This window comes from Methylobacterium sp. SyP6R (assembly GCF_019216885.1).
In the GTDB taxonomy this organism is placed as follows: domain Bacteria; phylum Pseudomonadota; class Alphaproteobacteria; order Rhizobiales; family Beijerinckiaceae; genus Methylobacterium.
The window spans coordinates 332,501-352,999 of the sequence record NZ_JAAQRC020000002.1; the positions used below are offsets into that span (position 1 = coordinate 332,501).

The window sequence follows — 20,499 nt, forward strand, 5'->3', positions numbered from 1 at the left end:
CGGTCGCTGAGGAGTACTTAGGCTTGGAGGGTGGTCCCCCCATCTTCAGACAGGATTTCACGTGTCCCGCCTTACTCGTGTCCTGGCATTGGCTTGTCCCGTACGGGGCTGTCACCCATCACGCCGGCCATTCCAGGCCGTTCCGGTAAGCGTCATGCCAGGCGCTGGCCTGGTCCGCGTTCGCTCGCCACTACTGACGGAGTCTCGTTGATGTCCTTTCCTCCGGGTACTGAGATGTTTCAGTTCCCCGGGTTCGCTTCAAACCCCTATGGATTCAGGATTTGATACCTTCTCGAACCATCGTAGCGCAGACCCAGGATCGCTCCTGAGCCTACGATACGGTGGCTGAAGGTGGGTTTCCCCATTCGGAGATCCTCGGATCAAAGCTCGTTCGCAGCTCCCCAAGGCTTATCGCAGCGTACCACGTCCTTCATCGCCTCTCAGCGCCAAGGCATCCACCAGATGCTCTTAAGGCACTTGATCGCTCTCATGATCGGTGTCCGGCGTGACCGACAGCCTGTTGGGGCCATCGCTCACACCATCCACGGTCACGATAAAGACCGGCAGCAGGTTCTTTCGAACCCGCTGCCTTATGCTTGCCGAACGCACCCCGGCCGGCCGCTTTCGCAACGGCCAGGGCACATTCCCTCTTCACGATGTCAGATATCCGCAGCCACCCGCTCTAGGCGTCGATGGTGCGAAGCTCTTTGATCCGGACGACCCTCGACCTCACTGCCCGATGGCAAGGGAGGGTGGTGGAGCTGGACGGGATCGAACCGACGACCTCATGCTTGCAAAGCACGCGCTCTCCCAACTGAGCTACAGCCCCGTAGGACGCCGCTCGGGCAGTGAGACCACCGTCTGACCATGGTGGGCCTGGGACGACTCGAACGTCCGACCTCACCCTTATCAGGGGTGCGCTCTAACCACCTGAGCTACAGGCCCGTCGCTTGGCGTACCGCCCAGCGTGTCCGGATGATTAGAAAGAGAAACGAAGACGGCGCGTCCCGCCAATTGGGTCCTGACTGGACCCTTGATCCAACGACGCCGTACGAGGAGAGGACCGGTCACCCGATCGTCCTGACAAACGGCATCCTTAGAAAGGAGGTGATCCAGCCGCAGGTTCCCCTACGGCTACCTTGTTACGACTTCACCCCAGTCGCTGACCCTACCGTGGTCGCCTGCCCCCTTGCGGTTGGCGCAGCGCCGTCGGGTAAGACCAACTCCCATGGTGTGACGGGCGGTGTGTACAAGGCCCGGGAACGTATTCACCGTGGCGTGCTGATCCACGATTACTAGCGATTCCGCCTTCATGCACCCGAGTTGCAGAGTGCAATCCGAACTGAGACGGCTTTTGGGGATTCGCTCCAGGTCGCCCCTTCGCTGCCCATTGTCACCGCCATTGTAGCACGTGTGTAGCCCATCCCGTAAGGGCCATGAGGACTTGACGTCATCCACACCTTCCTCGCGGCTTATCACCGGCAGTCTCCCCAGAGTGCCCAACTGAATGATGGCAACTAGGGACGTGGGTTGCGCTCGTTGCGGGACTTAACCCAACATCTCACGACACGAGCTGACGACAGCCATGCAGCACCTGTGTGCACGCCTCCGAAGAGGACAACGGATCTCTCCGCCTAACATGCCATGTCAAGGGATGGTAAGGTTCTGCGCGTTGCGTCGAATTAAACCACATGCTCCACCGCTTGTGCGGGCCCCCGTCAATTCCTTTGAGTTTTAATCTTGCGACCGTACTCCCCAGGCGGAATGCTTAATGCGTTAGCGGCGCCACTGACCTGCATGCAGACCAACGGCTAGCATTCATCGTTTACAGCGTGGACTACCAGGGTATCTAATCCTGTTTGCTCCCCACGCTTTCGCGCCTCAGCGTCAGAACCGGACCAGACAGCCGCCTTCGCCACTGGTGTTCTTGCGAATATCTACGAATTTCACCTCTACACTCGCAGTTCCGCTGTCCTCTTCCGGTCTCAAGCCAACCAGTATCGAAGGCCATTCCGTGGTTGAGCCACGGGCTTTCACCCTCGACTAAATCAGCCGCCTACGCGCCCTTTACGCCCAGTGATTCCGAGCAACGCTAGCCCCCTTCGTATTACCGCGGCTGCTGGCACGAAGTTAGCCGGGGCTTATTCCTCCGGTACCGTCATTATCGTCCCGGAGAAAAGAGCTTTACAACCCTAAGGCCGTCATCACTCACGCGGCATGGCTGGATCAGGGTTGCCCCCATTGTCCAATATTCCCCACTGCTGCCTCCCGTAGGAGTCTGGGCCGTGTCTCAGTCCCAGTGTGGCTGATCATCCTCTCAGACCAGCTACTGATCGTCGCCTTGGTGAGCCGTAACCTCACCAACTAGCTAATCAGACGCGGGCCGATCCTTCGGCAGTAAACCTTTCCCCATAAGGGCGTATCCGGTATTAGCTCAAGTTTCCCTGAGTTATTCCGAACCGAAGGGCACGTTCCCACGCGTTACTCACCCGTCTGCCGCTGACCCCGAAGGGCCCGCTCGACTTGCATGTGTTAAGCCTGCCGCCAGCGTTCGCTCTGAGCCAGGATCAAACTCTCAAGTTGAAGAGCTGATCAAAGCTGATCACAATAGTAACGGAGGCTCACGACCGATCGGCGTTTCCACCTGATCGTGTGAGCACCGAAACGTCAGACCAGCATCATCCTACTCACGATCCCACCCGAAGGCAGGATCCGCAGGGACGACGCCGTCCACGCTTCTCTTTCTCGTATGAACTTGTCAAAGAGCGATCCGGTCAGAAACCGGGCACCATCGGCAAAAACGGGACCAGCGCCTGACCAAGGTCAGGCTCGCCGGCCCGGACTGTCTCGAAGATGGCTCAGCGACCGGTCCGCGGGAGCGGCCGGCGCCGATGGGTGGTCGTATAGGCCCCGTTTCCGGCGCCGTCAACACTCGTTTTCCCGGCTCAGCTTCGAAAACTCCCCTCCCCTCTCCAGCGGGTGATCGCCTCGCCGAGGGTGAGCGGCCCGGACGGGGGTCGGATCGCCGAGGGGGTGCCGGAGAACCGGGGTGCCGGTGCGGGCTGGACCGTGCCGTCGACGGTCACGTAGGTTTGCCGCGCCGCGAGGTGCGGGTGACCGGCGGCCTCCGTGAGAGTCAGGACCGGCGCCACGCAGGCATCCGTTCCCTCGAAGAGGCGGCACCACTCGTCACGGGTTTTCGTCAGGAACGCGGCTTCGAGCTTGCGCCTCAGCCCCGGCCACATCTCAGGATCGTCGCGCCAGTCGAAATCCGGGTCGGACTCGAGGCCAATGAGGCGGCGGAAGAGGGCGTAGAAGTGCGGTTCGAGCGGCCCAAGGGCGATGTGGCGGCCGTCGCGGCAGGCGTAAGTGCGATACCAGGGCGCGCCGCCATCGAGCAGGTTCGCCTCCCGCCGGTCGCTCCAGCGCCCTTGCGACGACAACTCCGAGAACATCGCCATCAGCGAGGCGGCGCCGTCGCAGATCGCCGCGTCGACGACCTGGCCCTGCCCGGTGCGGCCCGCCGAGATGAGGCCGGCGAGGAGTCCCGCCACCAGGTAGAGCGAACCGCCGCCGTAATCGCCGACGAGGTTGAGCGGCGGCACCGGGTGCTCGGCCGGTCCGATCGCCGCGAGGGCGCCGGTGATCGCCAGATAGGTGATGTCGTGCCCGGCTGACCTCGCCAGCGGCCCCTGCTGGCCCCAGCCGGTCATGCGACCGTAGACGAGGCGCGGATTGCGGGCGAGCACCACCTCCGGCCCGAGTCCGAGCCGCTCCATCACGCCGGGCCGAAAGCCCTCGATCAGGGCATCGGCCGTCGCCAGCAGCGCGAGGGTGCCGGCGAGATCTGCCGGGTCCTTCAGGTCGACCGTCACGGTCGGGCGGCCGCGTGCCACCACGTTCTTCGAATAGGGATCGCTTCCCCCTGTCCGGTCGAGCCGGATCAGCTCGGCGCCCATATCGGCGAGGAGCATGGCCGCGAACGGGCCGGGGCCGATGCCGGCGAATTCGACGATGCGTAGCCCTGCGAGCGGCCCGCCCTGCCCGGCTGGCTTCATGCTGTCTCTCCCCCTGATGCCGCGTTGATCCGGCGGCTGTCGTCACTTGAGGCGGCGGCGCCTTGACGATGCCCGGCCCGGCCCATAGCGATGGGCCGCAAGGAGCCCTTCGCCTAGCAGACCGGTCGGCACCCCGTCACGGGTGATGCGGAATCGGCGGCAAGCGACAAGGGTCCGTCACCCACCGGTCGAGTGGGGGCGAGGATCGGGGAGGACGCGCATGAAGGTCAACGGCGTAGCGGCCATCGTCACGGGCGGCGGATCGGGGCTCGGCGCGGCGACCGGCCGGGCGCTGGCGGCGGCGGGTGCAAAGGTCGCGCTCCTCGACCTCAACGAGGGCGCGGCTCTCGAGATCGCCGGCGAGATCGGCGGCATCGCCCTCTCCTGCGACGTCGGCGACGCAGGCAGCGCCGAGGCGGCGGTCGCCCGGGCGGCGGAGGCGCACGGGCCCGCCCGCATCCTGGTCAATTGCGCCGGCGTCGCGACCGCCGGCCGGATCGTCGGCCGCAACGGCCCGCTCGACCTCGCGGCCTATGCCAAGGTGATCCAGGTCAACCTGATCGGCAGCTTCAACCTGATGCGCCTCGTGGCGGCAGGCGCCCTGGCGCTCGACCCGCTGGAGGGGGGCGAGCGCGGCGTCATCATCTCCACCGCTTCGGTCGCGGCCTATGAGGGCCAGGTGGGCCAAGCGGCCTATGCCTCCTCGAAGGCCGGCATCGTCGGGCTGACCCTGCCGGCGGCGCGGGAATTCGCGCCGGCCGGAATCCGGGTCTGCGCCATCGCGCCCGGCATCTTCGAGACGCCGATGCTGCGCGGCCTGCCGCAGGAGGTGCAGGATTCCCTCGGCGCCGCGGTGCCGTTCCCGTCGCGGCTGGGCAAGCCGGAGGAATACGCCAAGCTGGCGATGGCGATCATCGACAATCCGATGCTCAACGGCGAGGTCATCCGCCTCGACGGCGCGTTGCGCATGCAGGCGAAGTAGGGAGCGCGAGGATGCTGAGCGACGAGCAGATCCTGATCCGCGACACCGCCCGCAGCTTCGCGCAAGAGCGCCTGAAGCCGTTCTCGGCCCAGTGGGACCGGGAGGCGCGCTTTCCCCGAGAGGCGATCGCCGAGATGGGCGCGCTCGGCTTCATGGGCATGCTGGTACCCGAGGAGCATGGCGGTGCCGCTGCCGACCACGTCGCCTACGCGCTCGCCATCGAGGAGGTGGCGGCCGGCGACGGCGCGGTCTCGACGGTGATGAGCGTGCACAATTCGGTCGGCTGCATGCCGATCCTGAAATTCGGCAGCGCGGAGCAGAAGGCGCGGTTCCTCGGCCCGCTCGCCCGCGGCGAGCAGCTCGGAGCCTTCTGCCTGACCGAGCCGGGGGCCGGATCGGATGCCGCCGCCCTCAAGACCCGGGCGCGGCGCTCCGGCAATGCCTGGGTTTTGTCGGGCACCAAGCAGTTCATCACCTCGGGCGCGAATGCGGATCTGGCCATCGTGTTCGCGGTGACCGACCCGGAGGCGGGAAAGCGCGGCATCTCGGCCTTCATCGTGCCGACCAGGACCCCCGGCTACAAGGTGGCGCGGATCGAGCACAAGCTCGGCCAGCGCGCCTCGGACACGGCCCAGATCGTGTTCGAGGACATGGAGCTGACCCCCGACCTGATGCTCGGCCAGGAGGGCGAGGGGCTGAAGATCGCGCTCTCGAATCTCGAGGGCGGTCGCATCGGCATCGCCGCCCAGGCCGTCGGCATGGCCCGGGCGGCCTTCGAGGCGGCGCTCGCCTACGCGAAGGAGCGCGAGACCTTCGGCCAGACGCTGACGGGGCACCAGGCGGTCGCCTTCCGGCTCGCCGACATGGCGACGCGGATCGAGGCCGCGCGCCTCCTGGTCCTGAACGCCGCGCGCCTGCGCGATGCCGGGCAACCCTGCCTCAAGGAGGCGGCAATGGCCAAGCTCTTCGCCTCCGAGATGGCGGAAGCGGTCTGCTCCGACGCGATCCAGATCCATGGCGGCTACGGCTACCTGGCAGATTATCCCGTCGAGCAGATCTACCGCGATGTGCGGGTCTGCCAGATCTACGAGGGCACCAGCGACGTGCAGCGCATCGTGATCAGCCGGGCGCTGACGGCGTGAGCCGGCCGCCGCGGTCGCGAGCCCGGTCCGCGACAATCGGCGGCGGTGGCGCGAGCCGGAGAGGACAGTACTCGTCCGTTCAGCAACAGTTCATCGCCGCGGGATGGTGCATGCGGTGCATCATCCCGTGCTGCCGCCGTGAGAGACATCGCTCGGCCTAGGCCGTCTTGTCGATCGATAGACGGCGCGGCCGAGGCATTTAACGACTCGTTCATTTTTTTGACGTTGTGTCGAGCCTCGCCTGGCGTTCCCGCGCCGATCTGCCGGAAAGGAGCGTGGCGATGCCCCCTCGTCCCGACCGGGAGGCCGACCGCCTCTCCGCCCTGCACGACCTCGGGATCCTCGACACGCCGCCCGAGGCCCAGTTCGACGCGGTCTGCCGCATCGCCCGTGCCCTGTTCCGGGTGCCCTATGCCTGGGTCACGCTGGTCGATGCCGACCGGCTGTGGTGCAAGGCCTCCGACGGCATCGCCTTCGGTCCGACCGCCCGGGACGCGGCCTTCTGCGACCGGGCCATCCTGGGCGACGCGCCCCTGGTGGTCGAGGACGCGGCGGAGGATCCGCGCTTTCGCGACATCGCGCTCGTCGCCGGGCCGTCCGGGGTGCGGTTCTATGCCGGCGCCCCGCTGGCGCTGAGGCCCGGCCTCGCCCTCGGCACCCTGTGCATCGCCGATACCGTCCCGCGCCGGCTCTCGACCGGGGAGCGCGCGCAGCTCGCCGACCTGACGGCGATCGTGGTGGCGCAGCTCCGGCATTACGAGGCCCGGGTGGCCAGCGCGACCGAGGCCCGGCGCCGGCGGGCGAGCGAGGAGGCCCTGGCTTTCGCCAACCGCAACCTGACGCTCGCCGAACAGGTGGCCCGGATCGGCCATTGGCGCGTCGACCTCGTCTCCGGGGCCACGACCTGGTCGGACGAGGTCTGCCGCATGCACGGGCGCGCGCCGGGCGACCCCGCCGCCAGCGTGACGGAGGCTTTGTCCTACTACCATCCGGACGACCGCGAGCGGATCGCCGGCCTCGTCACCCGGGCGCGGGAGCAGCGGACGGGCTTCCACTTCAAGGCGCGGATCGTGCGCCGCGACGGTGCGGAGCGGGTCGTCGTCTCGCACGGCATCTGCGAGCTGGACGAGGCCGGGGCGGCCGCGGCCCTGTTCGGCAGCGTGCAGGACGTGACGGAGATCGACCGGGCCGAGGCCGAGCTGCGCGCCAGCACCGCCCTCCTCGACGCCACCCTGGAGCACATGGACCAGGGCCTGATGATGGTCGACGAGGACGGGATCGTGCGGGTCTGCAACGAGCGCGCCATCGCGCTCCTCGACCTGCCGCGGGATCTGATGCGCGACACCCCGACCTTCGACGCGGTGCGGCGCCACCAGGTCGCGCGGGGGGATTTCGCGCGCTGCGATGCCGCCTTGCGCGAGCAGGTCGCCCACGGTCCGATCACCACCCATCCCCATACCTACGAGCGCGAGCGGCCGAACGGCACGGTGCTGGAGATCCGCACGGTGCCGCTGCCCACCGGCGGGGCGGTGCGGACCTATACCGACGTCACCGCCCGCAAGGCCGCGGATGCGCAGGTCGCCCACATGGCCCGGCACGACGGCCTGACCGGGCTGCCGAACCGGGCTTTGTTCCGCGACAGCCTCGACCGGCGCCTCGCCGCGCTGCGGCGCCACGGCGGGACCTGCGGGGTGCTCTACCTCGACCTCGACGCGTTCAAGGCGGTCAACGACACGTTCGGCCACGCGGCGGGCGACGCCCTGTTGCGCGAGATGGCCCGGCGGATCCGCGCCGCCCTGCGGCAGGAGGACCTGCCGGCGCGCTTAGGCGGCGACGAGTTCGCGATCCTGCTCGACGGCGAGGCCGGGGCGGCCAGCGCCACGGCGACCGCGGAGCGCCTGGTCGCGTCCCTGCGTGCGCCGGTGGATCTCGGCGGGCAGGAGGCGACGGTCGGCGTCAGCATCGGCATCGCCTTCGCGCCGGAGCACGGGCTCGACGGCGACACCCTGGTCAAGCGGGCCGATCGCGCGCTCTACCGGGCGAAATCGGAGGGGCGCAACACCTACCGCCTCTTCGCCGCCGCCATGGACCGGGCGGCGGAGGAGCGCCGCCGCCTCGAGATCGACCTGCGCCTCGCGCTCCAGCGCGGCGAGTTCGCCCTGTACTACCAGCCGGTCTTCGATCTCGCCTCCGGGCGGGTCGAGGCGGTCGAGGCGCTCCTGCGCTGGGACCACCCGGCCCGCGGCCCGCTCGGCCCCGCGGCGTTCCTCGCCCTCGCCGAGGAGAGCGGCCTGATCGTGCCGCTCGGCGAATGGGTGCTGCGCAGCGCGTTGTCGGACGCGCAGGCTCTGCCGCAGGGGATGCGGGTGGTGGTCAACATCGCGGGCGGGCAATTGCGCCAGGCCGGCCTCGTCTCCGTCCTCCGGGCCGCCCTGGCGGCGAACGGGACGCCGCCCGATCGCCTGGAGCTCGACATTGCCGAGGGCGCGGCCGCGGAAGCGGGCGGGCGGCTCGCGGACCTCGCCGCCCTCGGGATCGGCCTCGCCTTCGACGATTTCGGCGCCGGCGCCTCCTCCCTCGGCGCCCTGCAGCGCCTGCCCTTCGGGCGGATCAAGCTCGCTCCCGCGCTCACGGCCTGCCCGGACGGTGCCGGCTTCCTGCGCGCCGTCGTCGGGCTGGGCCGGTCGCTCGGCCGGGCGGTCGTCGCCAAGGGCGTCGAGACCGAGGTGCAGCTCGCGGCCTTGCGCGAGGCGGGGTGCACCGGGGCGCAAGGGTTCCTGCTCGGCCGGCCGGTGCCGTTCGGCGAACTCGTGCCAGTGCTCGGGCACTCGCTCACACGCCCCGGAACACGGCGTAGCCGAAGCGCGTGAACTTCAGCGGCAGATGGTGGTGCTCCGCCGCATCCACGATGGTGAAGCGGAACGGCACCCGGTCGAGGAAGTGCGGGCCCGGCTTGCCTTGTGCCGTGAAGTAGTCGCCGAGGTGGAACACCGCCTCGTAGATGCCGGGCCCGATCCCGATGCCGCGCACCACCGGGTGGTCGAAGGTGCCATCCCTCCCGATCACTCCCTCGGCGACCGGGCGCGGGCCGGACTCGTCCAGGGCCGCGAGGGTGACCCGCAGGCCGAGGGCCGGGCAGCCCTCCGCCACGTCGACCGCATGGACCGAGATGCCGCCGGCCGTCATCGTGCCGCCTCCGAGGTTCCGGGCAGGACCGGCCAGCGATCCGCGAAGGGGCGGCGGCGCTCCAGCGCCTCGGCGATGTCGAGGAGCAGGTCGTCGCGGCCGAACCCCGCCACGAGGTGGAGGCCGATCGGCATCCCGTCCGGTGCCGGATCGACCGGCAGGCTCAAGCCCGGCAGGGCGGCGGCGTTGACCCAGCCCGAATAGACGGCGTGGCCGCGGGGGCCGACGGGCTGCCCGTCGATCACCTCCGGGTAGACCGCATCCGCCGCCCAGGGCATCGCCGCGGCGGAGGGGGTGACCAGGAGGTCGATCTCCGTAAACGCGGCGTTCGCGGCGTTGCGCAGGGCTTGGACCCGCTCGAGGATGGCGGCGAGCAGGGTCGCCGGGGCCCGCGCGCCCTCCTCGGCCATCGCTCGGTACGGCGCGCTCGCCCGCGCGGCGAGGGCCGGATCGGCCTCGAACAGGCGGGCGAGGCCGATCTTGCCGATCTCGGGCCAGAGCGCGTTCAGCCCTGCGATCTCGAAGGGTAGCGGCCCCTCCTCGACCGCGACGCCCAGCGCCTCGAGATGCCCCAGCGCCCGCCGGCACGAGGCGGCGATGACGGGATCGAGGGGCGCGTCGCCGATGCGCTCGACGTAGCGGGCGCGCAAGCGGCGCTCGGGGGCCGGGTTGGGTGCAAAATTCGACCACAGGACCCGCGGATCGGCCCCCTGCATCAGGGCGAGCATCGCGCGGCTATCGGCGACGGTGCGGGTGAGCGCTCCCGCCACCTCGAAATCGAGGAGCGGCGAGGGCAGGCCGCCGTGGCGCGGTACCCGGCCGAGGCTGCTCTTCAGCCCGACGAGGCCGGTATGGGCGGCGGGCCGGCGCAGGGATCCGCCGCCATCGGTGCCGAGCGCGACCGGCGCGTAGCCGGCGGCCGTCGCCGCCGCCCCTCCGCCGGTCGAGCCGCCGGGGGTGAGCGCGACGTTCCACGGATTGCGGGTGACGCCGAAACGGGCAGAGGCCGTGTAACCTTGCACAGCGAATTCCGGCATCGTGGTCTTGGCCAGGATCACGAGGCCGGCCCGGCGTGCCCGCGCGACGGGCAGTTCGTCGTGGGAAGAGGCAGCGGCCTCGCCCGGCTCGGCATAGGTCGAGGGCAGCCCCTCGGTGACGAGGAACTCCTTCACGGTCATCGGCACGCCGTCGAGGGGCGAGAGCGGGGTGCCGGCGCGCCAGCGGGCGGCGCTCGCCTCGGCCTCGTCCCGGGCCCGTGGGTTCTCCCGGGCGATCGCGTTGAGGTGCGGCTCCCACGCGGCGGCGCGGGTTTGTCCCGCCTCCAGGGCGTCGACCGGCGAGGCTCGGCCCGCGGCGAAGAGCCGGCCGAGTTCGGTCGCGGAGAGCCGCCACAGCTCCGTGCTCATGCGATGCCCCCTGTCGTCAAGTCGTGGTCAGTCATGAGCTTTCCCCGAAATGGCATACGATTTGCGACACTTGGGGCAGCAAGATCGATGCCGCAGGAACCCTCACCGTGACACCATCCGGAGCCCGCGCCCAGACCCAGGCGGAAGGCCGGTCCGTCGTGCTCGACGGCATCACCCACCGGTACGGCGGTGCCGTCGCCGTGGAAAACGTGAACCTCGACATCAAGGGCGGCGAACTGGTCTCGCTGCTCGGGCCGTCGGGCTGCGGCAAGACCACGTTGCTGCGCATCGTCGCCGGCTTCCTGCGCCAGACCGAAGGGCGGGTGATCGTCGCGGACCAAGTCATCGACGCCCTGCCGCCGAGCCGGCGCGCCGTCGGCATCGTCTTTCAGAACTACGCCCTGTTCCCGCACCTGACGGTGGCCGAGAACGTCGCCTACGGCTTGGCCGCCCGCGGCGCGCCCCGGACCGAGCAGGCGATGGAAGCCAAGCGCCTCCTCGACCTCGTGCAGCTGGGCCATGCCGGCAACCGCTACCCGCGCCAGCTCTCCGGCGGGCAGCAGCAGCGGGTGGCCTTGGCCCGCGCACTCGCCATCCGCCCCGCGGTGCTGCTCCTCGACGAGCCGTTCGCGGCGCTGGACAAGAACCTGCGCCTCGACATGCAGATCGAGGTCAAGCGCCTCCAGCGCGTCGCCGGGGTGACCACGCTGCTGGTCACCCACGACCAGGAGGAGGCCCTGTCGCTCTCCGACCGGGTCGCGGTTCTGTCGAACGGAAGGCTGGAGCAGTTCGCGGCGCCCACCACCGTCTACGACGCGCCGGAAAGCCTGTTCGTCAACACCTTCGTCGGCTCGGCCAACGCGGTCCCGGGCGTGCTGCTCGGGCAGGACGATCATGGACCGCGCATCGCGCTCGATGCGGGCGGCGAGGTGGTGGCTCGCAGGCTGGCCCGGCCGATCGCGCCGGGCTCCCGGGTGACCCTGTGCCTGCGGCCCGAGCACCTGCGCCTCACCGATGGGCAGGACGGCATCGCCGGCGTGGTCGAGATGGCCCTGCCGCTCGGCCCCACCGTCGTCCACGAGGTCCGGGTCGGAGCCGGGCGTCCGCTCAAGATCGCCGAGCCGCGCCTCGGCGGGGGCGGCTTGCGTCCGCCCGGCACCCCCGTGCGCATCGCCGTCGCCCCCGGCCTCGCCTCCGCCTTCCCGGCCGCCGCCTGATCCTCGAACGGAGTTTCCCGATGCTCGACCGCCGCACGCTTCTCACCACCGCCCTGTCGCTCGGCGCGATGGAGCTGTTTCCCGGCCTGTCCTACGCCCAGGCGCGGCCGCTCGTCTTCGCCACCTTCACGGGCAGCTGGGAGGAGGCGCACAAGGCCGTGCTGGTGCCGGCTTTCCGCAAGGAGACGGGCAACGCCCCGATCGTCCTCGACCCGATGCTGTCGGTCGACCAGATCGCCAAGGTCTCGGCCGCCAAGGCCAACCCGCCGATCGACGTGATGCTGCACGATCCCGGCCCGGCCCTGATGGCTCTCGCCCAGGATCTCGTCGAGCCCTACCCGGTCGAGCGCAGCGCCGCCTTCAAGGAGCTGATCCCCGACGCGCAGGACCCGCACGGCCCGGCCGCCTTCTTCCAGGTCGTCGGCCTGACCTACAATCCCGACACGGTGAAGACCCCGCCGACCTCCTGGGCCGACCTGTGGCGGCCCGAATACAAGGGCCGGGTCGGCATCACCAACATGAACTCGACGCTGGGCACCGGCTTCATGGTCGAGATCGCCAAGATGCATGGCGGCTCGGAATCGAACATCGATCCCGCCTTCAAGGCGATGGAGAAGCTGAAGCCCAACCTCTCGGCGGTGGCGGCCAATCCCGGCGCGCTCGCCACCCTGTTCCAGCAGGGCCAGGTCGACATCTCGCCGGGCAACTTCAACGCGATCCAGATCCTGAAGGCCAAGGGCGTACCGGTGGAGTTCGTCGCGCCCAAGGAAGGCGCCATCGCCTTCAAGACACTGATCCAGATCGTCAAGAACTCGCCCAACCGCGAACTCGCCTTCAAGCTGATCGAGGCGGCGATCTCCGAGCCGGTCCAGACCCGGCTGATGCAGGCGCCCTACCTCGTCGTACCCACCAACACCAAGGTCAAGATGACCGGCGAGATCGCCCGGGTGCTCGCCAATGACACCGACGACCTGAAGAAGAAGTTCGTGTTCCAGGATTGGAAGACGATCAACGCGCAGCGCCCTGCCTGGATCGAGCGGTTCAACCGCGAGATCAAGTTGTAATATTTTTCGAATGATCTGCTGTAGACAAGATAAAGCGCGGGATCCCCTCTCCCGTGTGGGAGAGGGGTAGGGGCGATCGAAGATCGCGCGAGGGTGCTACGGTTCTGAGTTGGGCTGTGACTGTTCCGCTACCAGCACGATGCTCATTGCTTCACACTGAAGCGTGTCACCCTCACGCGGGATCTTCGATCTCCAGCCTCTCTCCCACACGGGCTAGCGGATTCACCCTTCTCCTCAGGGAGCCAATCCCCTGTAAAGGTGCGCGCTTTCCCCTCCCCCTTGTGGGAAGGGGTTAGGGTGGGGGTGGTGCAGGAGGCACCGCCGAGTCTCCTCAGGCACCACCCCCACCTCCAACTCCTCCCCACAGGGGGGAGGAGAGGTGCACTCCCTTCCAAGGGGAAAGCACCCAGACCGAGATGTGTGAATGCAGTAGCCCACACGGGAGAGGGGAGACGCGCTCTACCTCGACTGTACGGATCACGTCGAAGCCGTCGAAGGAGTTCTTTCCGTGTCCCCGCCGGACGTCACCACCTACCCTTTGCGGCTGGCGAGCCCGCTCGCCGTGTTCTTCACGGCGTTCTTCGCCGCGCCCCTCGTCGCGCTGCTCGGCCTGTCGCTTCGGGGGGCGGATGGGGGTTACGGCCTGTCGCAATACGCGGCCTTCCTGGGCGACGGCTTCAGCCTCGGCGTGCTCCTCGGCACGCTCTGGCTCGGGCTCAAGGTCACCGCCGCCTGCCTGGTGCTGGGGCTGCCGCTGGCGCTCGTCGCCACCCGGGCCGGGGGCTGGGTGCGCGGGATCATCATCCTGGCGGTGCTGACACCGCTCCTCACCAGCGTGGTGATCCGCACCTTCGCGTGGATCGTGATCCTCGGGCGACAAGGGGTGATCAACTCCCTGCTCTCCTCGCTGGGACTGATCGAGACGCCCTTGCGAATGCTCTACGCAGAGGGCGGGCTCGTCGCGGCGCTCGCCCAGGTGCAGATGCCCCTGATGGTGCTGCCGCTGATGACGGCGCTCGCCCGCATCGACCCGAGCCTGTGGGACGCCTCGGAAGCGCTCGGGGCCGGGCGCTGGCGTACCTTCTTTCGCGTGACCCTGCCGCTCTGCCTGCCGGGCCTGATCGCCGGTTCGGTCCTCACCTTCGCGGCGGCGATCTCGGGCTTCATCACCCAGTCGCTGATCGGCGGCGGACAGATGCTGTTCATGCCCGGCTACATCTACCAGCAGGCCATCGCCTTGCAGAACTGGCCGTTCGCGGCGGCGATGTCGGTGATCTTCCTCGTCGCGGTGCTCGGCGTGGTCCTGGCCTTCAACGCGCTGGGCCGCCTCGCCCGCGGCTACGCCCAGACGTGAGAGTGACGATGTCCCGTTCCCCCGGCGCCCTCGACCGACTCAGCTTCGAGGGCCTGCTGCACCTGCTGGCGATTCTCGCCCTGGTGCTGCTGCTCGCACCCACATTGATCGTGCTGGTGGTTTCGTTCACCGACGGGCTGTCCCTGCGCTTCCCGCCGCCGGGCTATTCCCTGCGCTGGTACGGCGAACTGATGGAGGCCTGGCAGCTTCACTACGCGCTCAAGAACAGCCTCACGGTCGCCGTGCTGGCGACCGCGCTCGCCATCGGGCTCGGGGTTCTGGCGGCCTTGGCGGTGGCGCGCTCGCCGCGTCTCTCGGCCCGCCTCCTCGACAGCTTCTTCCTGTCGCCCTTGATCCTGCCGGCCCTGGCCTTCGGCCTGTCGAGCCTGATGTTCTTCTCGCTCATCGGCTGGCCGGTCTCGGTCGCGACGCTGGTGCTGGGCCACACCGTGGTCTGCGTGCCTTACGTGGTGCGCAACACCGTAGCGGCGCTGACCCAGCTTCAGCCCAGCCTGCTCGAAGGCTCGGCGAGCCTCGGCGCCTCGCGGCTCTATACGTTCCGCCGGATCACCCTGCCGCTGATCCGGCCCGGCATCCTGTCCGGCGGCTTCCTCGCCTTCATGGCCTCGTTCGACAACATCCCGGTCTCGCTGTTCCTGCGCGACGCCGCCACCGACATGCTGCCGATCCGGATGTGGCAGGACCTCGAAGGCCGCCTCGACGTGACCATCGCGGCGCTCTCCGGAATCCTGATCGTCGCGACGATCGGGGGCATCGCCGTGATGGAGCGGCTGACCGGGCTGTCGCGGCGGCTGGTGTGATGCGCCTCACTCCGCCGGCTGGTGCCCCTCCGCCTCCGGCCGGCCCGGATCGCGGCGGCCGCGGCGCAGCGACAGGACGAGGCGGGTCACACCCGTCCCGAGACGGTCCATGTAGAGGTAGAGCACCGGCGTGATGAACAGGGTGAGGAGCTGCGAGACCAGCAGCCCGCCCACCACCGCGACGCCCAGCGGCTGGCGCAACTCGGCGCTCGCCCCGTGACCGATGGCGATCGGCAGGGTGCCCATCACGGCGGCCGCGGTCGTCATCATGATCGGGCGGAAGCGCAAGGAGCAGGCCTCGCGGATCGCCGCCGCCGGGCTCCAGCCCTGCTCGCGCTGGAGCACCAGGGCGACGTCGATCATCATGATGGCGTTCTTCTTCACGATGCCGATCAGCATCAGCACGCCGATGATCGCGATCACCGAGAGGTCCATCCCGTAGAGCTGGAGCGCGCCCAGCGCGCCGATCGCCGCCGCCGGCAGGCCGGTGAGGATGGTGAGCGGGTGGATGAAGCTCTCGTAGAGGATGCCGAGCACGAGGTAGATGGTGATGACGGCCGCCGCGAGCAGCAGGCCCTGGTTCGCCAGCGCGTCCTGGAACACCTGAGCGGTTCCCGCGAACGTCGTGGTGATGGTGCCCGGCACCCCGAGCGACTCCTTGATCGCCGCGATGCGGTTGACCGCCTGGCCGAGCGCCACGCCGGGGGCGAGGTCGAACGAGATCGTCACCGCCGGCAGCAGGCCGAGCTGGTTGATCGAGAGCGGGCCCGGGACGCGGGTGACGCTCGCCACCGCCGAGAGCGGCACCAGCTTGCCGTTGCTGGCGCGCAGGCGGATCTCGTCGAGGCGGTCGGCGGTCCAGTTCAGGCGCGGGTCGAACTCGGTGATGACCTGGTAGCTGTCGGCGGTGCCGTAGATCGTCGAGACCTGGCGGGTGCCGAAGCCCGTATAGAGCGTCTGGCGGATCTGGTCCGAGGTGATGCCGAGCGCCTGCGCCTTGTCGGTATCGACCGTGACCTTGGCCTGGAGCGCGGCGTTCTGGAGGTCGCTCGTGACGCCCGTGAAGGTGGCGCGGTCCTTGGCCAGGGCCTCGGTCAGGCGCTCGGACCAGCGTTCCAGCCCCGGCCGGTCGAGGCCCTGCACGACGTACTGGTACTGGCTCTTCGACTGGCGCCCGCCGAGCCGCAGGTTCTGCACCGGCGTGATGAACGAGGTCAGGCCCGGCACCGTCGCGAGGTCGCGGCGCAGCTCCGTGATGGTGCGCGACAGCGGGGGGCGCTGGTCGCGGTCCTTCAATTCGACGAAGAACGAGCCCTGGTTGAGCGTGCCGGAGAAGCCGTTCGAGCCGGCCCGGCTCACCACATGGGCCACCGCCGGGTGGCGGGCGAGGATCACCTCGGCCTCGTGCTGGAGCGCGCTCATCGCGTCGAAGGACACGTCCTGGCCGGCTTCCGTCGCGATCTGGAGCTGGCCGATATCCTCGGAGGGAAAGAACCCCTTCGGGATGACGACGAACATCCAGGCGGTGAGCGCCACGGAGGCGAAGAACACCATCAGCACCGCGAACGGCCAGCGCAGGCAGAGATCGACGCCGCGCTCGTAAGACCCTTGGATGCGCGCGAAGCCGCGCTCGAACAGGTTCTTCTTCTGGCCGTGCCCGGCGGCGTCGGCCGGCAGGCGGGCGGCGAGCATCGGGGTGAGCGTCAGCGAGATCACCGCCGAGGCGACGATGGCGATCGTCACCACGATGGCGAACTCGTTGAAGATGCGCCCGACCACGCCCCCCATCAGCAGCACGGGGATGAACACCGCGACGAGCGAGATGGTGATCGACAGGATGGTGAAGCCGATCTCGCCCGCGCCTTTGAGCGCCGCCTCGAACGGCTTCATCCCCTCCTCGACGTGCCGGACGATGTTTTCCAGCATCACGATCGCGTCGTCGACGACGAGGCCGACGGCGAGGGTCAGGCCGAGCAGCGAGATGTTGTCGATCGAGTAGCCGAGCACGTACATCGCCCCGAAGGTCGCGATGATCGAGATCGGCACCGCGACCGACGGGATCAGCGTCGCGGCAAGACGGCCGAGGAATAAATAAATCACCGCGACGACGAGGACGATGGTGAGCACCAGCGTGAACTGCACGTCGTGCACCGCCTCGCGGATCGAGAGCGAGCGGTCGTTGACGACGTCGATGGTGCCGCTGCCGCCCAGCTGCTCCTGGAACTTCGGCAGCATGGCGCGGACCCGGTCGACCACGTCGACCGTGTTGGCGTCGGGCTGGCGCTGGACGGCGAGCACCAGGCCGCGGGTGCCGTCCTTCCACGAGGCGATGCGGTTGTTCTCGACCGAATCGATCACCCGCGCGACCTCGCCGAGGCGTACCGGCCGACCGTTGCGGACCGCCACGATCACGTCGCGGAATCCGTCGGCGTTCATCAACTGGGTGTTGGTCTGGATGGTGAGGTTCTGGCCCCTGCCCTCGACCACGCCGACCGGCGTCGAGGTGTTGGCGTTCTGGATCGCCGCCTGCACCTCGTCGACGCCGATACCGCGCGCCGCCAGCACGTTGGGATCGAGCTGGACCCGGACGGCGAATTTCTGGCTGCCATAAACCAGCACCTGGCCCACGCCGGTGATGGTCGAGAGCGAGGGCGAGATCACCGTCTGGGCGAAGGCATCCAGCGTCGGCAGCGGCGTCGTCTCGCTCGACAAGGCGAGCAGGATCACCGGCGCGTCGGCGGGGTTGAGCTTGCGGAAGCTCGGCGGGATCGTCAGCTCGACCGGCAGCCGGCGCAAGGTGCGGGTGATCGCCGCCTGCACGTCGGCGGCGGCCTGGTCGATGTTGCGCGACAGCTCGAACTCGACGGTGATCGAGGTGAAGCCCTGATAGTTCGTCGCCGAGATCGTGGCGATCGACGGGATCGTCGAGAATTCCTTGATCAAGGGCGTCGCCACCGAGGCCGCCATCGATTCGGGCGAGGCGCCGGGCAATTGCGCGGTGACCGAGATGGTCGGGAAATCCACGGTCGGCAGGGCCGCCACCGGCAGGAAGCGGTAGGCGAACAGCCCCGACAGCGTCAGCGCGATCGACAGCAGGATCGTGGCGACGGGTCGGCGGATGAACGGAGCCGAGAGGTTCATCGACTTACTCGATCCGGGTGGCGGCGCCGGGCTTGGCCGCCTGCGCCTCGGTCGCGTCCTGCGGCCGCTCGGTGACGGGCAGGCCCTGGCGGACCCGGAACTGGCCTTCCACCACCACCCGCTCGCCGGGCTTGAGCCCCAGGCTCAGGGCGGCGCGGCCGTCGCGGGAGGTGATCACCTCGACGGTGCGGCGCTCGGCCGTGCCGTCGGGACGCACGACCCAGACGAAGCTGCCCTCCTGCCCGGGCTGCACGGCCGCTTGCGGTACCGTCACGGTGCCGGGCCGCCGGCCGAGATCGACCTCGATCCGGACGTACTGGCCCGGCCAGAGCCGGTCGTCCTCGTTCGGAAACAGGGCCCAGGCGGTGACGGTGCCCGACGCCTGGTCGACGCTCGAATCGACGAAGGACAGCCGCCCGACCGCCAGCACCGCCTCTCCGCCACTCGGATAGACCCTCACCGGCGCGGTGCCGGGCCGCATCAGCGCCGCCCGCAACCCGTCGAGGTCGCGCTCGGGCAGCGAGAAGGTGGCGCGCAAGGGCCGCATCTGCGTGATGGTGACGAGGCCGGTTCCGGCGGATTCGTTGCCCTTGACGAGGTTGCCGGTGGTGACCAGCACCCGGCCGAGGCGGCCGGCGATCGGCGCCCGCACGGTGGTGTAGTCGAGCCGGACCTTGTCGGCCTCGATCGCCGCTTGCGACGCCGCGACATTCGCCGATGCGACCTTGGCCTCGGCGGTGGCGACGTCGAACTGCGCCTGCGAGGCGGAGGAGCGCGAGAGCAGCTCGCCGACGCGGCGGACGTCGTTCTGGGTGCGGACCTGGGTCGCCTGGTCGCGGGCGAGCGCCGCCTCGTCCCGGGCGATCTGGGCGCGGATCTCGCGGTCGTCGAGGCGGTAGAGCACGTCGCCGGCCTTCACCACCTGGCCGTCGCGGGCGAGCTGCTCGACGATGACCCCGTCGATGCGCGGGCGCACGATCACGCTCGCCATCGGCTCGACCCAGCCCACCCCCGAGCGGGTGAGCGCGAGGTCGGTGACGCCCGCCGCCACCGTGGTGACGACGGGACGGGACGCGGCGGGATTCGTCGGTGGCGGAGGAGCGGGCGGGACGTAGGCGACCGGCAGGTGCTCCGGCAGGTGTCGGCCGAGATCGGCCGGCAGCGCCCCCCGGGCCGTGCTCCAGGCGGCGTGCGTGTCGCCGCCATGGCGCTGCACGAGCCATCCCGCTCCGGCCGCGACGAGCGCCAGGAGGACGAGGACGAGGCGGATCATCGCGGGGCTCCATGACGCGGTGCGAGAGGCGCACCGAGACCGTTGAGGAAGAAATCGGCGACCGCGCCTGATGCGGGCGGGCGCCGGCCGGTGCCGTGTACCGCCATGCGGATGCCGCCCAGCAGCATCAGCACCGCGAGGTCGATGTCGGGCACGTGCAGCTCGCCCGCGGCGACGCCGTCGCGCAGCAGGCCGGCCAGCGCATCGCGCAACCCGTCGAAGCCCTCGCGCAGGACGCGCCGGCTGCGCTCGCCGAACTCGGCGCCGCGCCCCTCGATCGCGGTGAGCGCCGGCGAGAGGGCGCCGATGCGCCCCAGCACCAGCCCGACGGCGGCGCGCAGGCGCGCGGGGGCGTCCCGGTCGGGGATCGCCCCGATCGCGTCGCGAAGATCCGCCAGGGTCCAGGCGAGCCCGTCGATGAACAGGGCTTCCTTCGTCGGGAAGTAGCGGTAGAGCGTGGGCTTGGCGACGCCGGCGGCGGCGGCGACCGCGTCCATGTGAACGGCTGCGTAGGGAAGGCCCGAGAACAGCCCCATTCCGGCTTCCAGGATGCGGCGGCGGCGCTTGGGATCGAGCAGCCGCTCGGCCGGCGGGCGCGCGACTCGAGGGCGGCCGGCATCAGGTCGATCGGATCGGCGTGCGGCGTCGCTCATGAAGCCCTAACTGAACTGACGGGTTCAGTTAGCGGGGCTGGGCGCGACACTGGCAAGCGCGGGTTTCCGCGACATAATAGCACGATAAGAAAGCGCTGCCATCGCGCGCCTCGCGGCCTCCGGCCGGATCGGGCAGCGACGTGGAGGCGGGGCGGAGCTTGCCCGCCGCACAATCCGGATCAGCATCGCGCCGTGGCCGTCC

General features: G+C 69.4%; 13 protein-coding genes, 2 tRNA genes and 2 rRNA genes (1 of these 17 running past the window's edge). 7 read left to right on the plus strand and 10 right to left on the minus strand.

The annotated features are described in order from the left end of the window. The 5 genes from HBB12_RS30830 to HBB12_RS30850 form a co-directional block, all read right to left on the minus strand. Positions 1 to 483: ribosomal RNA gene (locus HBB12_RS30830) — 23S ribosomal RNA — on the minus strand; it reaches 2,334 nt to the left of the window's first position. A gap of 270 nt (positions 484 to 753) precedes the next feature. Then, positions 754 to 829: transfer RNA gene (locus HBB12_RS30835), tRNA-Ala, on the minus strand. A gap of 39 nt (positions 830 to 868) precedes the next feature. Further along, positions 869 to 945 (minus strand) — tRNA-Ile (locus HBB12_RS30840). 155 nt (positions 946 to 1,100) lie between these two features. Next, positions 1,101 to 2,583, minus strand: a 16S ribosomal RNA gene (locus HBB12_RS30845). The 16S and 23S rRNA genes sit together here with 2 tRNA genes alongside, the layout of an rRNA operon. Positions 2,584 to 2,945: 362 nt before the next feature. Continuing rightward, a complete protein-coding gene (locus tag HBB12_RS30850; protein ID WP_236993473.1) occupies positions 2,946 to 4,058 on the minus strand; it encodes a CaiB/BaiF CoA transferase family protein in 1,113 nt (370 codons plus the stop codon). A gap of 220 nt (positions 4,059 to 4,278) precedes the next feature. On the opposite strand from HBB12_RS30850, the gene HBB12_RS30855 reads away from it, so the two are divergent. From HBB12_RS30855 to HBB12_RS30865, 3 genes are all read left to right on the plus strand, one after another. After that, a complete protein-coding gene (locus HBB12_RS30855; RefSeq protein WP_236993474.1) occupies positions 4,279 to 5,040 on the plus strand; it encodes an SDR family NAD(P)-dependent oxidoreductase in 762 nt (253 codons plus the stop codon). A gap of 11 nt (positions 5,041 to 5,051) precedes the next feature. Next, positions 5,052 to 6,182, plus strand: a complete 1,131-nt coding sequence (locus HBB12_RS30860) for an acyl-CoA dehydrogenase family protein (protein ID WP_236993475.1) — start codon at positions 5,052 to 5,054, stop codon at positions 6,180 to 6,182. A 281-nt stretch (positions 6,183 to 6,463) separates the two neighbouring features. Further along, on the plus strand, positions 6,464 to 9,052 hold the full coding sequence (locus HBB12_RS30865; RefSeq protein ID WP_236993476.1) for a sensor domain-containing phosphodiesterase: 2,589 nt from the start codon (positions 6,464 to 6,466) through the stop codon (positions 9,050 to 9,052). On the opposite strand, the gene HBB12_RS30870 is transcribed toward HBB12_RS30865, so the two are convergent. Beyond that, positions 9,015 to 9,368, minus strand: a complete 354-nt coding sequence (locus HBB12_RS30870) for a hydroxyisourate hydrolase (RefSeq protein WP_236993477.1) — start codon at positions 9,366 to 9,368, stop codon at positions 9,015 to 9,017. The two genes, HBB12_RS30865 and HBB12_RS30870, sit on opposite strands and share 38 nt — an antisense overlap. Beyond that, the gene (locus HBB12_RS30875; protein WP_236993478.1) at positions 9,365 to 10,774 is read right to left on the minus strand and encodes an amidase; all 1,410 of its coding nucleotides are present in this window, start codon (positions 10,772 to 10,774) and stop codon (positions 9,365 to 9,367) included. Before HBB12_RS30875 ends, HBB12_RS30870 begins: the two co-directional genes overlap by 4 nt. A gap of 107 nt (positions 10,775 to 10,881) precedes the next feature. On the opposite strand from HBB12_RS30875, the gene HBB12_RS30880 reads away from it, so the two are divergent. The 4 genes from HBB12_RS30880 to HBB12_RS30895 all read left to right on the plus strand — a co-directional run bounded on the left by HBB12_RS30880 (position 10,882) and on the right by HBB12_RS30895 (position 15,230). Beyond that, complete coding sequence (locus HBB12_RS30880) at positions 10,882 to 11,991, plus strand: ABC transporter ATP-binding protein (protein WP_236993479.1); 1,110 nt, start codon at positions 10,882 to 10,884, stop codon at positions 11,989 to 11,991. 20 nt (positions 11,992 to 12,011) lie between these two features. Further along, positions 12,012 to 13,055 carry an ABC transporter substrate-binding protein gene (locus HBB12_RS30885; RefSeq protein WP_236993480.1) on the plus strand — a complete coding sequence of 348 codons (1,044 nt, stop codon included), beginning with the start codon at positions 12,012 to 12,014 and terminating at the stop codon, positions 13,053 to 13,055. 508 nt (positions 13,056 to 13,563) lie between these two features. Then, positions 13,564 to 14,409, plus strand: coding sequence for an ABC transporter permease (locus tag HBB12_RS30890; protein ID WP_236993481.1), 846 nt, complete (start codon positions 13,564 to 13,566; stop codon positions 14,407 to 14,409). Positions 14,410 to 14,417: 8 nt separating this feature from the next. Next, a complete protein-coding gene (locus HBB12_RS30895; RefSeq protein WP_236993482.1) occupies positions 14,418 to 15,230 on the plus strand; it encodes an ABC transporter permease in 813 nt (270 codons plus the stop codon). Positions 15,231 to 15,236: 6 nt separating this feature from the next. Here HBB12_RS30895 and HBB12_RS30900 read toward each other — a convergent pair whose 3' ends face one another. The 3 genes from HBB12_RS30900 to HBB12_RS30910 are packed head-to-tail and all read right to left on the minus strand — an operon-like array spanning position 15,237 to position 20,297. Further along, positions 15,237 to 18,371, minus strand: a complete 3,135-nt coding sequence (locus tag HBB12_RS30900) for an efflux RND transporter permease subunit (RefSeq protein ID WP_236993483.1) — start codon at positions 18,369 to 18,371, stop codon at positions 15,237 to 15,239. Positions 18,372 to 18,375: 4 nt separating this feature from the next. Further along, a complete protein-coding gene (locus tag HBB12_RS30905) occupies positions 18,376 to 19,644 on the minus strand; it encodes an efflux RND transporter periplasmic adaptor subunit (protein ID WP_236993484.1) in 1,269 nt (422 codons plus the stop codon). Then, complete coding sequence (locus tag HBB12_RS30910) at positions 19,641 to 20,297, minus strand: TetR/AcrR family transcriptional regulator (protein WP_236993485.1); 657 nt, start codon at positions 20,295 to 20,297, stop codon at positions 19,641 to 19,643. The genes HBB12_RS30905 and HBB12_RS30910 overlap by 4 nt, the downstream gene beginning before the upstream one ends. Positions 20,298 to 20,499: the final 202 nt, after the last annotated feature.

What these genes read in the sequence shown, in the direction of transcription:
- HBB12_RS30850 (WP_236993473.1), bottom strand. Translation starts at nt 4,058, where the DNA reads ATGAAGCCAGCCGGGCAGGGCGGGCCGCTCGCAGGGCTACGCATCGTC.
- HBB12_RS30855 (WP_236993474.1), top strand. Translation starts at nt 4,279, where the DNA reads ATGAAGGTCAACGGCGTAGCGGCCATCGTCACGGGCGGCGGATCGGGG.
- HBB12_RS30860 (WP_236993475.1), top strand. Translation starts at nt 5,052, where the DNA reads ATGCTGAGCGACGAGCAGATCCTGATCCGCGACACCGCCCGCAGCTTC.
- HBB12_RS30865 (WP_236993476.1), top strand. Translation starts at nt 6,464, where the DNA reads ATGCCCCCTCGTCCCGACCGGGAGGCCGACCGCCTCTCCGCCCTGCAC.
- HBB12_RS30870 (WP_236993477.1), bottom strand. Translation starts at nt 9,368, where the DNA reads ATGACGGCCGGCGGCATCTCGGTCCATGCGGTCGACGTGGCGGAGGGC.
- HBB12_RS30875 (WP_236993478.1), bottom strand. Translation starts at nt 10,774, where the DNA reads ATGAGCACGGAGCTGTGGCGGCTCTCCGCGACCGAACTCGGCCGGCTC.
- HBB12_RS30885 (WP_236993480.1), top strand. Translation starts at nt 12,012, where the DNA reads ATGCTCGACCGCCGCACGCTTCTCACCACCGCCCTGTCGCTCGGCGCG.
- HBB12_RS30895 (WP_236993482.1), top strand. Translation starts at nt 14,418, where the DNA reads ATGTCCCGTTCCCCCGGCGCCCTCGACCGACTCAGCTTCGAGGGCCTG.
- HBB12_RS30900 (WP_236993483.1), bottom strand. Translation starts at nt 18,371, where the DNA reads ATGAACCTCTCGGCTCCGTTCATCCGCCGACCCGTCGCCACGATCCTG.
- HBB12_RS30905 (WP_236993484.1), bottom strand. Translation starts at nt 19,644, where the DNA reads ATGATCCGCCTCGTCCTCGTCCTCCTGGCGCTCGTCGCGGCCGGAGCG.
- HBB12_RS30910 (WP_236993485.1), bottom strand. Translation starts at nt 20,297, where the DNA reads ATGAGCGACGCCGCACGCCGATCCGATCGACCTGATGCCGGCCGCCCT.